This is a genomic window from Ruegeria sp. BC5 (genome assembly GCF_056539205.1).
This window is the reverse complement of sequence record NZ_JBQFUN010000003.1, coordinates 93,825-106,992: the sequence shown is the minus strand read 5'-3', so window position 1 is coordinate 106,992 and position 13,168 is coordinate 93,825. Positions and strand designations below refer to the sequence as shown.

The 13,168-nt window shown below is 57.6% G+C and carries 11 protein-coding genes; 6 read left to right on the top strand and 5 right to left on the bottom strand.

Annotation, left to right across the window (positions count from 1 at the left end):
- Positions 1-3: 3 nt before the first annotated feature.
- Entirely contained in the window at positions 4-1,296 is a 1,293-nt protein-coding gene (gene pncB / locus ACR0LY_RS10210; RefSeq protein ID WP_170349731.1) for a nicotinate phosphoribosyltransferase, read from the bottom strand.
- A gap of 166 nt (positions 1,297-1,462) precedes the next feature.
- Here pncB and ACR0LY_RS10205 point away from each other — a divergent pair, with 166 nt between their 5' ends.
- Entirely contained in the window at positions 1,463-1,996 is a 534-nt protein-coding gene (locus ACR0LY_RS10205) for a hypothetical protein (protein ID WP_170349732.1), read from the top strand.
- Here the strand turns inward: ACR0LY_RS10205 and pncA are convergent.
- Positions 1,993-2,586, bottom strand: coding sequence for a bifunctional nicotinamidase/pyrazinamidase (gene pncA / locus ACR0LY_RS10200; RefSeq protein ID WP_170349733.1), 594 nt, complete (start codon positions 2,584-2,586; stop codon positions 1,993-1,995). The two genes, ACR0LY_RS10205 and pncA, sit on opposite strands and share 4 nt — an antisense overlap.
- A gap of 117 nt (positions 2,587-2,703) precedes the next feature.
- Here pncA and trhO point away from each other — a divergent pair, with 117 nt between their 5' ends.
- Both trhO and ACR0LY_RS10190 read left to right on the top strand, forming a co-directional pair.
- Positions 2,704-3,609 (top strand): oxygen-dependent tRNA uridine(34) hydroxylase TrhO, encoded by a 906-nt coding sequence (gene trhO / locus ACR0LY_RS10195; RefSeq protein ID WP_170349734.1) that lies wholly within the window; start codon positions 2,704-2,706, stop codon positions 3,607-3,609.
- 75 nt (positions 3,610-3,684) lie between these two features.
- Positions 3,685-4,188 (top strand): potassium channel family protein, encoded by a 504-nt coding sequence (locus ACR0LY_RS10190; RefSeq protein ID WP_170349735.1) that lies wholly within the window; start codon positions 3,685-3,687, stop codon positions 4,186-4,188.
- Between the two features lie 4 nt (positions 4,189-4,192).
- Here the strand turns inward: ACR0LY_RS10190 and ACR0LY_RS10185 are convergent, their stop codons facing one another.
- Positions 4,193-4,522 carry a hypothetical protein gene (locus ACR0LY_RS10185; RefSeq protein ID WP_170349736.1) on the bottom strand — a complete coding sequence of 110 codons (330 nt, stop codon included), beginning with the start codon at positions 4,520-4,522 and terminating at the stop codon, positions 4,193-4,195.
- A 182-nt stretch (positions 4,523-4,704) separates the two neighbouring features.
- On the opposite strand from ACR0LY_RS10185, the gene betB reads away from it, so the two are divergent.
- The 3 genes from betB (at position 4,705) to ACR0LY_RS10170 (ending at position 10,087) form a co-directional block, all read left to right on the top strand.
- The gene (betB, locus tag ACR0LY_RS10180; protein WP_170349737.1) at positions 4,705-6,159 is read left to right on the top strand and encodes a betaine-aldehyde dehydrogenase; all 1,455 of its coding nucleotides are present in this window, start codon (positions 4,705-4,707) and stop codon (positions 6,157-6,159) included.
- A 146-nt stretch (positions 6,160-6,305) separates the two neighbouring features.
- Positions 6,306-8,747: a GcvT family protein gene (locus ACR0LY_RS10175; RefSeq protein ID WP_170349738.1), complete on the top strand. Its 2,442-nt coding sequence runs from the start codon at positions 6,306-6,308 to the stop codon at positions 8,745-8,747.
- Entirely contained in the window at positions 8,744-10,087 is a 1,344-nt protein-coding gene (locus ACR0LY_RS10170; protein ID WP_170349739.1) for an MmgE/PrpD family protein, read from the top strand. The genes ACR0LY_RS10175 and ACR0LY_RS10170 overlap by 4 nt, the downstream gene beginning before the upstream one ends.
- A 65-nt stretch (positions 10,088-10,152) precedes the next feature.
- Here ACR0LY_RS10170 and ACR0LY_RS10165 read toward each other — a convergent pair whose 3' ends face one another.
- Positions 10,153-12,297 (bottom strand): hypothetical protein, encoded by a 2,145-nt coding sequence (locus ACR0LY_RS10165; RefSeq protein ID WP_170349740.1) that lies wholly within the window; start codon positions 12,295-12,297, stop codon positions 10,153-10,155.
- Positions 12,294-13,163 carry a flagellar motor stator protein MotA gene (motA, locus tag ACR0LY_RS10160; RefSeq protein WP_170349741.1) on the bottom strand — a complete coding sequence of 290 codons (870 nt, stop codon included), beginning with the start codon at positions 13,161-13,163 and terminating at the stop codon, positions 12,294-12,296. Before motA ends, ACR0LY_RS10165 begins: the two co-directional genes overlap by 4 nt.
- Positions 13,164-13,168 lie beyond the last annotated feature (5 nt).

Sequence of the window (13,168 nt, the reverse complement as noted above, 5' to 3'; positions counted from 1 at the left end):
GGTCTAAACAATCACTTCGATCGACTGTTGTGCACCCACACCGAAGACGCGCTTATAGCGCTCGATCTCATCCTTAGGGCCCATCGCTTTTTCCGGGTTGTCGGACAGTTTCACGGTTGCTCGGCCATTGGCGGACACCGCCTTGCAGACCAGCGAGAACGGTGCCAGCGCGTCTTGTGGGACCAGCCCACGGAAATCATTGGTCAGCAAGGTGCCCCAACCAAACGAGACCTTCGTGCGATGAGCGAACTGGCTGTGTAGTTCGTGGATTTTGTCTACGTCCAGCCCGTCCGAGAAGATTACCCGCTTTTGCAGCGGGTCCTCACCGCGCGATTTCCACCAGTTGATGGCAATCTCGGCACCTGTTGCCGGATCTCCGCTGTCGACACGAATACCGGTCCATCCCGCCAGCCAATCCGGCGCATTGTCCAGAAAGCCCTGCGTGCCATAGGTGTCGGGCAGGATGATGCGCAGATTGCCGTCATGTTCCTCGTGCCAGTCGCTGAGGACGTCATAGGGGGCCTGCGCCAGTTCGGTGTCGGATTCCGCCAGCGCGGAATAGACCATGGGCAGTTCATGGGCATTGGTGCCGATCGCCTCAACCTCGCGTCGCATCGCGATCAGGCAGTTCGAGGTGCCGGTAAACGCGGGCCCCAGCCCTTCGATCATCGCCTGCACGCACCAGTCCTGCCACAGGAAGGAATGCCGCCGACGGGTGCCGAAATCAGCAATGCCCAGCCCATCGATGCTGCGCAATTGATCGATTTTTTCCCAAACGCGGGTCATAGCACGGGCATAAAGCACCTGCAGTTCGAACCGGCGCATATTGTTCAGAACGGCCCGGGATCGCAGCTCCATCAGCACCGCAAGCGCCGGGATTTCCCACAGCATGACCTCGTGCCATTTGCCCTCGAAGGTCAGTTCGTACTGATCGCCTTTGCGCTCAAGGTGGTAGGGCGGCAGGCGCAGATTCTCGAACCACTCCATGAAATCCGAGCGGAACATCTGCCGTTTCCCATAGAACATATTGCCGCGCAGCCAGGTGCTTTCACCCCGGCTGAGGCTCAGCGACCGGATGTGATCCAGCTGTTCGCGCAGCTCACCCTCATCGATCAATTTGGCCAGTGGAATGTGATTCGACCGGTTGATCAGCGAAAAAACCACATCCGTTTGGGGCTTATTTCGAAACACTGACTGGCACATCAGCAGTTTGTAGAAGTCTGTGTCGATTAAAGACCGTACAATCGGGTCAATCTTCCATTTATGATTGTACACGCGCGTCGCAATATCGACCATGGCAGAACTCCTGCGATTTCTATTGTTAGATCAATAGGTGCATGAATTGGCAAGAGTCGCTAGATTGAAGACAATGACAAGGTGAGGTCACAAATCGAGCATATTGTGTAATCTTTTCATTGGTTAGTGAAAAGAAGGGGTTGGAAGAACAAGGTTTAGTTGGTGAATGGGTCTCGAGTACGACTTTGATATTGTAGCGATTGCGCCTGATGAAGTGGATCCGGAACATGGCATGGCTGCCGTGACGGGCCACCGCGCCGTTCGCGCGACCTTTCGCAATACTCAGACTGTTGAGGCCTTGCACAGTGCATCCCCCAAGATTCGTCGTATTTTTCTGGAATCGGGCTTCAGCCTGGAATCCAAGGGTGGCAGCCTTCCACATGGTTATTTCCTGTCCGAAGATGCACCGGATCGTGAACGCATCCTGAAACGGCTGTTTTCGAATATCCGCAATATGGGTGTTCAGGGGGAATATTGTGGTGATTTCGACTTTTGGCATTTCCTGGACGACGTAAGGCGGGCACGCCCCCGGGCAAATGCCACGCGCGAGTTGCAGGAATTGACGCCAAGCCCTCAAGCGCCTGATGTGGTCAAACCAAAACGACGCTCGGTTCAGGGGCGTATCGGGTTTGCGCTTGGTCTGGCCGTGGTTGTGATTGTCGTGCTGAGATACCTGGCGTCCGAGGGGTCTGCCCCCTAGGCCAGGATAACGCCGGCTTCCCGCATTGCGGTTTCAGCAGCGGCCAGTGATCCATCCATATCGATAGCTCGGCACGCATCCATTCGGACCGTGACGTCAAAACCCAGACGTGCTGCGTCGATTGCGGAATAGTACACACAAAAATCAGTGGCCAAGCCGACGAGCGTCAGTTTCGTGATTCCGCGCGACTTAAGATACCCCTCCAACCCTGTTGGTGTTTTCTGGTCATTTTCGAAAAACGCCGAGTAGCTGTCGATACCGCTACGAAAGCCCTTGCGAAGGACAAGATCCGCATGGGTGTTCAGATCCGGATGGAAATTGGCGCCCTCGGTTCCCTGAACGCAGTGATCCGGCCAAAGTACCTGCGGGCCGTAGTGCATTTCCGTCATGTCAAACGGGTTCTTGTCGTCATGCGACCCGGCGAAGGACGAATGACCCGCCGGATGCCAGTCCTGCGTCAGGATCACGGCATCGAATTCGTCCATCATGGCGTTGATCGGGGCCACGATCTCATCCCCTCCGGGTACGGCCAGCGCGCCGCCGGGGCAGAAATCGTTCTGGACGTCGATCACAAGCAGGGCGTGGGTCATCGCGGTTTCTCCTTAGGTTGCTCTATCGGTAGGGCGCGCAGGCCCAATCGTCAATCTGGCTGCGAAGCGTCAATTCGATCCCTTGCGACTCTGTTGCGTCAGGTTTAGACCGCGCGCATGTATACCATCGCTGCTCTCTATCACTTCACCCGTTTCCAGGATCACGCTGCCCTGCGCGCGCCTTTGTTGGACCTGTGCCGTACGCAATCTGTCAAAGGCACATTGCTGCTGGCGCAAGAGGGGATCAATGGCACTATTGCCGGCCCCCGCGCTGGGATCGATGCGGTGCTGGCGCATATCAAAGCGCTGCCCGGCTGTGCCGATCTGGACTGGAAAGAGGCCACCGCCGATCACCCGCCTTTTGGCAAGATGAAGGTGCGCTTGAAAAAAGAGATCGTGACCATGGGGCAGCCGGATATCGATCCGCGCGCCCGTGTCGGCAACTATGTCGAGCCTGAGGATTGGAACGATCTGATCCGCTCGGACGACGTGGTGGTGATCGACACCCGCAACGATTATGAGGTGGCGATTGGCACGTTTGAGGGCGCAATAGACCCTGAAACGGCCAGTTTCCGTGAGTTCCCGGCTTGGTGGGAAGAGAACAAAGAGCGGTTCCACAACAAGCGCGTCGCCATGTTCTGCACCGGTGGTATTCGCTGTGAGAAATCCACCAACTTCCTGCTGGGGCAGGGGGTTGAGGATGTGTATCACCTGAAGGGCGGCATCCTGCGCTATCTTGAAGAAATGCCAGCTGATGACAGCACCTGGCAGGGCGAGTGCTTTGTGTTCGACAACCGTGTGTCCGTTGGGCACGGGCTGGTCGAGGGGCCGCATAACCTGTGCCACGGTTGCCGCCGTCCGATTCTGCCCGAGGATATGAAGCGCCCTGAATACGAGCATGGCGTGTCCTGCCACCGGTGTGTTGACGAAACCTCTGAAGCCGACAAAATGCGGTTCCGTGAGCGGCAGAAGCAGATCGGTCTGGCGCGTCAGCGCGGGCAAGAGCATCTGGGCGCCGACTAACTCTCTGATAAATAAGGTTGCAGGCGCGGGTCGGAATGTCGATCATTGAACCTGCATCACCGTATCGGAGGTTTAATGCACCGCGACCCGACAACTCTGGATGAGTGGAAATCGACCTTGGTCGCGGCCCTGGGTCTGGTGGTCGTCAGCTTTGTTGCCTGGTATGGCCTGTCGCGGCTGAGCGAGACCACTGCTGGCGACAAAATAGGGACTGCAACTACCGTAGGGTTGACGATCTGGCTGGTGTCGCAGACCTGGTACTACATGACCCAGGTGAAATCCCCAAAGCGCCAGCTGTTGCTAATGGGGATATCCTTTATTCAGGTCGTGCCTTTCTTGTTCGCAGCCGTTTACGGCTCGTTCGGGTATAACGATCTGTGTGTGGTCGGGGCCAAAGGGCCGTCAGACGTTTTGTATTTCTCATATGTCACATTCACGACGGTTGGGTTCGGAGACCTGCATCCCGCAGGCCTGTGCCGCGGGCTGGCCGTGGCTGAGGCGATCACTGGGTATATCCTGCTGGGCCTGTTCGTAGCGGCGGCCGTGGGCATTTACGCGCGCGGACACAGCCAGAACTGAACGGTCACTTGTTGTGGTCGATCCACTGGGACATTGCGTATTTGTCGCGAAAACACTCAGACGGGATTGGCCTGCGTTTGCTGCGCGAAATCCGTTCGGCAAAGGCGACCTGCTTGCCGCTGGGGTAGTTGGCAAAAGGTGACGGGTCGTGTGGTTTATGTGCCGAAATCCAGGCTGACATTGATCGGCGGTCGCGTTGTGCTTCGACCGGGATTTCCAGCGCCGACTGTTCCGCAATAGCGCGGGCAAAGCGCATCTGCCGGTCCGTGACGGGCAGCAGGTGATAGTCGTTTGTCGGGCCGCTTGGGGCGGAATTTCGCAAGTTCTGGGTCATCGGATGTTCCCCTGACTATGTAGAACATAAATGGAACATTAACTTTTAATTTCAAGAGAGGGGGCTGCGACTCGGCGGGATGTTGCCTGTTACGGCTTTTATTGACTGACCAATCAATAAAAGCTAAATCCGCGGATAACGCTCTTTGCCCGACGTGGGTGCAATCAAGAAAAGGACGCGGCATGAAGTTTCAGCCCAAGGCCAGCCATTTCATCAACGGTGAATATGTCGAAGACACCAATGGCGCCCCCATCGACGTCATCTACCCGGCCACTGGCGAGGTCATCGCGCGGTTGCATTCCGCCACGCCAGAGATTGTAAATCAGGCTCTAATCAGTGCCAAAGCGGCGCAAGCGGAATGGGCCGCGATGTCCGGAACTGAACGTGGCCGGGTTCTGCGCCGCGCCGCCGATGTCATGCGTGAGCGTAATCGTGAGCTGTCGATCCTCGAAACCCACGACACCGGAAAACCACTGCAAGAGACCTTGGTGGCCGATGCAACCAGTGGCGCGGATGCGCTGGAATATTTCGGTGGGCTGACGGCGTCGCTGACGGGTGAGCATATCCCGCTGGGCGGTGGCGATTTCGTCTACACCATCCGCGAGGCGCTGGGTGTCTGCGTCGGAATCGGTGCGTGGAACTATCCGACCCAGATCGCTTGCTGGAAGGGTGCCCCTGCGCTTGCCTGCGGCAATACGATGGTGTTCAAACCCTCTGAGACCACGCCCCTGTCGGCCTTGAAGGTGGCCGAGATTCTGATCGAAGCCGGCGCGCCCAAAGGCGTCTACAACGTGGTGCAGGGCTATGGCGATGTAGGTGCGTCACTGGTGACCGACCCGCGCGTGGCCAAAGTATCGCTGACCGGCTCCGTTCCGACGGGCCGCAAGGTCTATGCCGCCGCGGCGGATGGCATGAAACACGTGACCATGGAATTGGGCGGCAAGTCCCCAATGATCGTGTTCGATGACGCCGATATCGAAAACGCCGTGTCGGGTGCGATTTTGGGCAATTTCTATTCCTCAGGTCAGGTCTGTTCCAACGGCACCCGCGTGTTCGTGCAGAAAGGCATCAAAGAGACCTTCCTGAACCGTCTGTCCGAACGTTTGGCAACGGCGAAAATCGGCGATCCGCTGGATGAAGAGGTCAATTTCGGCCCCATGGTCAGCGAAAACCAGATGAACATCGCGCTGGGTTATATCAAAAAGGGCAAGGCCGAGGGCGCACGGCTGGTCTTTGGCGGTGAGCGCATCGAAGGTGACGGGTTCTATATGCAGCCTACTGTTTTTGCCGATGTCACCGATGATATGACCATCGCGCGCGAAGAAATCTTTGGCCCGGTCATGTCGGTGTTGGATTTCGACACCGAGGAAGAGGTACTGGCCCGCGCCAACGACACAGAATTCGGCTTGGCCGCCGGTGTGTTCACCAACGACCTGACCCGCGCCCACCGCATTGTGGCCGGGTTCGAGGCGGGCACCTGTTATATCAACACCTACAACCTTGCTCCGGTCGAGGCACCGTTTGGCGGGTCGAAAATGTCGGGTGTCGGACGTGAGAATTCGAAACTGGCGATCAACCATTTCAGCGAGATGAAGACGGTTTATGTTTCAATGAACGATGTCGAGGCACCGTATTAACTCATCTCTGCGTGAAAATTATTCATACCGAGAATACTCTGTTCCCGACATTTCGCGTCGGGAACAGAGCATAAGCCACTTTTGACCTGTGGCTGACTTTCCTGACAGGGTGCGGTTCATGCGCCCGCCAGCAGGAGGTCACACCCATGAAAACCCACGCCCAGGCCGTTGTGATCGGAGGAGGTCTTGTCGGCTGCTCGATCCTTTATCATCTGGCCAAGCTCGGCTGGACTGACGCGGTGCTGCTGGAGCGGGATGAGCTGACCTCGGGTTCGACCTGGCATGCGGCGGCGAATATTCATGGGCTGCACGACAACAACAACATCACCCGCATCCAGCATTATACGATGAACCTGTATAAAGAACTGGAAAAGGAAACCGGACAGGGCTGCGGCGTGTTCCAGTCGGGCTCGCTGTATCTGGCGCAGACCGAGGACCGCGAACACCAGCTGCGCCTGCAAGAGGCCAAGGCAAAATTCTACGGCCTGAACTTCTATGAGATCAGCTGCGAACAGGCGATGGAACTGCATCCGCTGGCGCAGTTCGACGATATCCGCTGTATCATGTTTGAACCCGATGGCGGCAACGTCGATCCGTCGGGTGTGACCCACGCCTACGCCGCAGGGGCGCGCGCGATGGGGGCAACGATTGAGCGGTTTTGCCCTGTAATAGGGACTGAACAGAAATCTGATGGCTCGTGGATCGTGCGCACCGAAAAGGGTGATATCCACACGCAATGGGTGGTCAATGCCGGGGGTCTGTGGGGGCGAGAAGTCGCGGCTCTGGCCGGGATCGAACTGCCGCTGCAACCGACCGAGCACCAGTATTTCGTGACCGAGGCGATTGACGAGGTTGCGGAACTGGGCCGTCGCCTGCCCTCGATCGCCGATCGGGATGGTGAGTATTATTTCCGTCAGGAAGGAAACGGCCTGCTGATCGGAGCCTATGAGAAAGACATGCGGTTCTGGGCCGAAAACGGCACGCCGCTGGACTTCGCGCATGACCTGTTCCCCGACGATCTGGATCGGATCATGGAGAACGTGATCCGCGCTACCGAACGTGTGCCGGTGGCGGCAACAGCCGGGGTCAAACGGGTGATCAACGGCCCGATGATCTGGTCGCCGGACAGCAACGCGATCTGGGGGCCGGTGCCAGAACTGAAGAACTATTTCTGCTGTACCGGTATCATCCCCGGCTTCTCGCAATCCGGTGGCCTCGGGCTGTTGGCGGCGCAATGGATGGTCGAGGGCGAGCCGCAATATGACATGTTCGCCTGGGATCTGGCGCGGTTCGGCGACTGGGCCGATAAGAAATTCACCAAGGCGCGGGTCGAAGATGTCTATACCCATCGATTTGCCATCCATTTCCCGAACGAAGAACGCAGCGCTGGCCGTCCCGCCCGTGTGCGCCCCGCTTACGAGATGCAGAAAGATATGGGCTGCGTCTTTGGACTGAACTGTGGTTGGGAACACCCGCTTTGGTTCGCAGATCACCCCGGGGCGACTGAAACCAACGGCTTCACTCGCCAGAATTGGTGGGAGCCAGTTGGCCGCGAAGTGCAGATGCTGCGCGATCATGTGGGCGTCATCGATATCTCGAACTTTGCCAATTACGTGGTCAAAGGGCCGGGCGCGTATGACTGGCTGGATCGTCTGGTGGCCAATCGGGTGCCGACTGCAGTGGGACGGTCCTGCCTGACGCCACTGATCTCGGTTCGCGGTGGCGTGGCCGGTGATTTCACTATCACCAAGGTGGCCGAGGACGAATACATGATGATCGGCTCTGGCATGGCGGAACGCTATCATCAGCGCTTTTTCAACATGGTCGATCTGCCCGAAGGCACCACGTTCGAGGTTGCCACCAATCGGATTGCGGGCTTCAACGTGGCCGGTCCAAAATCGCGCGATCTGCTGCAACGGCTGACCAACGCGGACCTTTCGAACGAAGCGTTCCGCTTTATGCGGTCCCAGACCATCGAAGTGGCCGGGGTGACCTGTCTGGCCATCCGCGTTTCGTTCACCGGTGATCTAGGGTGGGAGCTACACTGCGCCGAATCCGATCAAATCAGGCTCTATTCCGCGCTTTTGAATGCGGCGAAAGAGTTGAACGGTGGCCCGGTTGGCGGTCGCGCGTTGGGATCGCTGCGCATCGAAAAAGGCTACGGCTCGTGGGGACGGGAGTATTCTCAGGAATACTGGCCGCAAGAGGTCGGGTTGGCCGGCCTGATCAAACTGGACAAGGATTTCCTGAACAAAGACGCCTATCTGTCCATCAAAGATAATTCTGCCCGCGAAATGCTTTCGATCTTTGAGGTTGATGCCGTTGACGCTGATGCCACCGGAGGTGAGCCGATATTCATGCCAGATGGTACGCCTGTGGGCCGGGTGACCTCGGGTGCCTATGGCTATTCGGTGGGCAAGTCCCTGGCCGTTGGGTATGCCGACCCCAAGGTGGCCGGACCCGGCGATACGGTCGAAATCTACATTCTGGGTAAGCCGCACAGCGCCAGAATCCTCTCGGAACCGCCTTTCGATCCCAATGGTCACAAGTTGCGTGATATTCAGCCGGTCGCCGAAGGCGTCTCATGACTGGAACCTTCGCCCGCGTTGCAGATTTTGCCCTGAACCGATCTGCCGATCAGATGCCCGACAGCGCCAAGGAAGCGGCTGCGCTGATGATGCTGGATACGATGGGCATCCTGATCGCCTCTGGCCCGATGGAGGCCGGGGTGATCGCACGCGACACGGCGGCTCTGCTCTATGGCAGCTCTGATCCGGACTACAGCGCCCGGATGATGTTCGACGGGCGTCCGGTCAGCATGGCTGGGGCGGCTTATGCGGCGGCGACCCAGACGGATAACCTGGATGGGCATGACGGTTATAACCCGACCAAGGGGCATATAGGTGTTGTGGTTTTGCCCGCACTGGTCGCCATGGCCGCCCATCGCCCGGATCTGACGGGCCCCGAAGCACTGGCGACGGTGATCACAGGCTATGAAATTGCCGGGCGCGCGGGGTTGTCGCTGCATGCCTCGGTCAGTGACTACCATACGTCAGGTGCATGGAACGCGTTAGGCGTAGTCGCGATGGCCGCCCGTCTGCGCGGCCATTCGCAGGATCAGATGCGGCAGGCAATGGGTATCGCCGAATATCACGGTCCCCGCAGTCAGATGATGCGCGAGATTGCCAACCCCACGATGCTGCATGACGGATCGGGTTGGGGTGCGCTTGTCGGAGTTTCAGCCGCTATTCTGGCCGAACGTGGCTTTACCGGTGCCCCCGCCATCACGATCGAGGCAGAAACCGCCGCGCCTCATTGGGCCGATCTAGGCCAGTTTTGGCAAGTCGAGCATCAATACGTGAAACCCTACCCAATCTGCCGTTGGGCCCATGCCGCAATCGACGGTGTCCGGGCGGTAATGCGGGACAATGACCTGTCTCATGCGCAAATCCGGTCTATTCAGATCAACACATTCCATCAGGGTGCTTGCCTGTATGCCGGAATGCCCGGCACGACCTCTCAGGCACAGTATTCGTTGCCTTTCGCGGTGGCCGTGCAGGCGCTTTACGGTCGGATCGGGGTCGAGCATATTTCCGGTTCCGGTCTTTCTGACCCGGCAGTGGCCGCGCTGATACCCCGTATTCACGTGGCCGAGAGTGATCGTCACAATGCCCGCTTCCCCAAGGGGCGTTGGGCCGATGTCAGTATCGAAACCTCAGATGGGCAGATTTTCGACTCTGGAGATGTCCACGCCCGAGGCGGTCCCGAGGCCCCCATCAGCCGCGAAGAAGTGATCACCAAGTACTCGGAATTCGCAACGCCAGTCATCGGTCCGACCCGGGCTGCGGCAATTCGGGATGCAATTTTGGGCTGGGTCGCGCCGGACTCTCGGATGTCTGACTTGTCTCCGTTGATATTTGATCCTTAGAAAATGTGTCGCTTACGTCGCGCGTGTCGACAAATTTCAGGAAAGTGTCCGCGTTAGAGCCGTACTCACGGCTGATTCAATATGGCAAACAACTCCGCAATCCTGTTGCGGGTTTCCACGCTGTCCCTCAATAGGTTCTCCGCGTCGGCCAGGGGCGTTTCAGGAAGTCGGGCCGGTGCGGCTGTTAGACCTTGGGATGTCTGGACGACCTGATCGAATTTGGTGTGATTTTCCAAATTCACTTGCTCTGGTAGATCGGCCAACCAGAACAAGCGGTTTGCTTCATCCTCACGACCTGAGTTGCGCATCAGATCACCCGCCGCCGCAAAATCCTCTGCTGCAATCAGGGCTTCAGTCCGTAGCATAATCGCTGCGTCCGTCTGATCATCGTCCAGTTCCAGCATCGCTTGATGCGGACGCTGATCCAATAGCGCGGCTTTGGCCCGCAGACGGGCACGCTCACCCCGCCTCAGCCTGTCCTGAGGACGCTTTGCTAGTGCGTATGCATGTCGTGAAAACCCAAGCTTTGCCAGTCGGTCAGCTACGGCAATGGCTGTGTCGGTTTTCAGATTTTGAGAATGCTTATGTGACAAGATCAGGACGCGGCGCAAAAAGGTCGCATCATCAGCGCGTTCGGTCAGGATAAGCACTGCACGGTTTAGAGCGTCCGCGGAATCCGCATCCTCTGACAGCTCTGCCACCAAATCCAGAGAGGCATCGAATTCCTGACTCAGGCTTAGCGCGACCATATGGGTTTGTTTCATCAGGGGGCCGATGTCAGAACGGCGAAACTCAATCGTGTAGGATTCCGCCAGATCCAGTTCCTGAGGAGAGATTGCGCCACGTTCCAGCCAACGTTTGTCGACCAGTCGGGCCAGTGCCAACGGCGCCTCAAGAGTGGCGTCTGATGCTTCGATCGCTTCAGTCAGCAAGACTTCGGTCCGGGGGGAGTCACCTTCGGCCGCTGCAACCTTGGCCTTTGCCTGCGCGACATTTGCGCTGGTTTGCGTCTTGACGCGATCGACCGAACGCAAGATCCGCCGGGCGGCTTCTAACTCGTCCCCGTCTACCAGAATGTCCGACAAGGCCGGGCCGACATGGCGCCGCAGATGGTCCGGTAAGCGGGCAAAAGACTGTTCGATAGCCGTTAGACTGGCGTCGCCTTGCAAGTCGCCCTCACTCAGCGCCGCCCACAAAGCCGCATCGCCCTCGCAACGCTGCAAGCCCTGGAACGGATTGTCTTCGATCAGCGGCCCATCATCCAGAACACGGGCAATGGCCGCGATGTGTTCGGTTTCCAAAGATCGCTCGTCCAGCAGGTCCAAAGCCCGGATCGCTTCGGCGCCAAACCCGGAATGCGCGTACAGTTTCGCCAGTTTCAGCGCGCTCTCTTTGTCGATGGTATCGAATTCTTGGTACAGTTCTGATCGAAGCTGCGCGGCTTGTTCTGGAAACGGACGCTCGTCAGACCAACGGTCAAAAGCCAGCTCGGCGCTGGATACGCAGGGTGGGCGCCGTTCCACTTTTGGAACATCCGGACCCAAAAGCCCGTTCAAACCGTCCAAAATCGAAGTCACTTGAACATTCAATTCAACATCGGCTGGCAAAAACAGGCTTTGATTCCCGTTGGATGCGCGTGGCCCCACCGGCGCAATGTTCAGATCAATGATTCCGCGGTCCGCCCCCTGCAGCAGCCGGGTCGAAAGCTGGTCTTCGAATCCGTTCGCGTTGAGGTTCAACAGCGGCAGGGCCAGTGCATCAATAGTCTGCTCCGGGCCTGTCGTTTTGATTTCTTTTGGGGTTTTGGGCAGGACCGGGGCCGGAATATCACTGGTGAGCGGCGGCAGGAAGGTGCCGGGTGCGATATCAATCACAATCATCGTACTTTTGAAAAGAAAGGCCGAAGCGACACAATCGCAACCGAACTCCAGTTCCAGTGCACCGCCCGGTTCGGCCTGCGAAATCGCGGCAAGTCGGTTTTGCGTCAGGCGTTGGAAGACGGTGCCGGTTCGGTATGTCACATCCTTCAGCGCGACGTTCAGGCGTGCGCCGTTTTTTGTCTGTTTCAGAACCCAATCGGTGTCTTGAGGCACTTGAACCACCAATCTGGTATAACCTTCATGCTCACCCGAGCGCACCGTCAGATCTTGCGCCGTGGCTCCGCTGGCCCCGGCGATAAACGCCGAGAATAAGAATGCAAACCGGGTCATGCGGCTGCCTGTTTGAGTTCTTTCAACGCTTCTTCCAACTCGGTGAAATCAGGGCGGTTGTGGGTTGGGGTGTTCTGACGCCCAACCTCAATGCACATGGCAGCGTTGTGGTTGTGCAGATTGGCGACCAACACTTCTTTGATCAGCTGGTAGAAGTGGTTGTCTTCTTCGACGACAGCTTTCAGTTTGCCCGCGAAAGGTCCGACCAGGCCATAAGCCAGAAACACCCCAAGAAAGGTCCCCACCAGGGCGCCGCCGATCAATTTACCCAGCACTTCGGGGGGTTGGTCAATCGAACCCATCGTCTTGATCACGCCAAGAACCGCCGCAACGATGCCCAGGGCAGGCAGGCCATCCGCAACCGTTTGCAAGGCGTGGCTGGAATGCATGGCATGGTGGAAGTTCGCCTCCATCCGCTTTTCAAGAACTTCTTCCACCTGATGCGGATCATCATAGTTCATCGAGGCGGCGCGCATCGTATCGCAGATCAGGTCAACGGCCTCTTTATCTGCCTGAATTTTCGGGTAAACCGAGAACAGAGGTGAATTTTCCGGGTCTTCGATATGTTGTTCCACCTCGACCGGGTTGGCCTTGGCAATACGGATCAGCGAAAACAGCAGGCACAGCAGGTCGCGGTAGTCCTCAGGTTTCCATTTTGGTCCTTTGAACACTTTGCCCATGTCTTTGAGGGTGTGTTTGACGGCGCTCATGTCATTGCTGATCAGGAAAGCGCCAACAGCGGCACCGCCGATCATCATCATCTCAAAAGGAAGCGATTTCAAAATGATGGTCATTTTGCCGCCCGCAGCCAGATAACCGCCGAACACCATGGCGAAAATGACGACAATTCCGATTATTCCGATCATGGGTG

Coding starts and splice junctions, on each gene's coding strand:
- pncB (WP_170349731.1), bottom strand. CDS start 1,296: ATGGTCGATATTGCGACGCGCGTGTACAATCATAAATGGAAGATTGAC.
- ACR0LY_RS10205 (WP_170349732.1), top strand. CDS start 1,463: ATGGGTCTCGAGTACGACTTTGATATTGTAGCGATTGCGCCTGATGAA.
- pncA (WP_170349733.1), bottom strand. CDS start 2,586: ATGACCCACGCCCTGCTTGTGATCGACGTCCAGAACGATTTCTGCCCC.
- trhO (WP_170349734.1), top strand. CDS start 2,704: ATGTATACCATCGCTGCTCTCTATCACTTCACCCGTTTCCAGGATCAC.
- ACR0LY_RS10190 (WP_170349735.1), top strand. CDS start 3,685: ATGCACCGCGACCCGACAACTCTGGATGAGTGGAAATCGACCTTGGTC.
- ACR0LY_RS10185 (WP_170349736.1), bottom strand. CDS start 4,522: ATGACCCAGAACTTGCGAAATTCCGCCCCAAGCGGCCCGACAAACGAC.
- betB (WP_170349737.1), top strand. CDS start 4,705: ATGAAGTTTCAGCCCAAGGCCAGCCATTTCATCAACGGTGAATATGTC.
- ACR0LY_RS10175 (WP_170349738.1), top strand. CDS start 6,306: ATGAAAACCCACGCCCAGGCCGTTGTGATCGGAGGAGGTCTTGTCGGC.
- ACR0LY_RS10170 (WP_170349739.1), top strand. CDS start 8,744: ATGACTGGAACCTTCGCCCGCGTTGCAGATTTTGCCCTGAACCGATCT.
- ACR0LY_RS10165 (WP_170349740.1), bottom strand. CDS start 12,297: ATGACCCGGTTTGCATTCTTATTCTCGGCGTTTATCGCCGGGGCCAGC.
- motA (WP_170349741.1), bottom strand. CDS start 13,163: ATGATCGGAATAATCGGAATTGTCGTCATTTTCGCCATGGTGTTCGGC.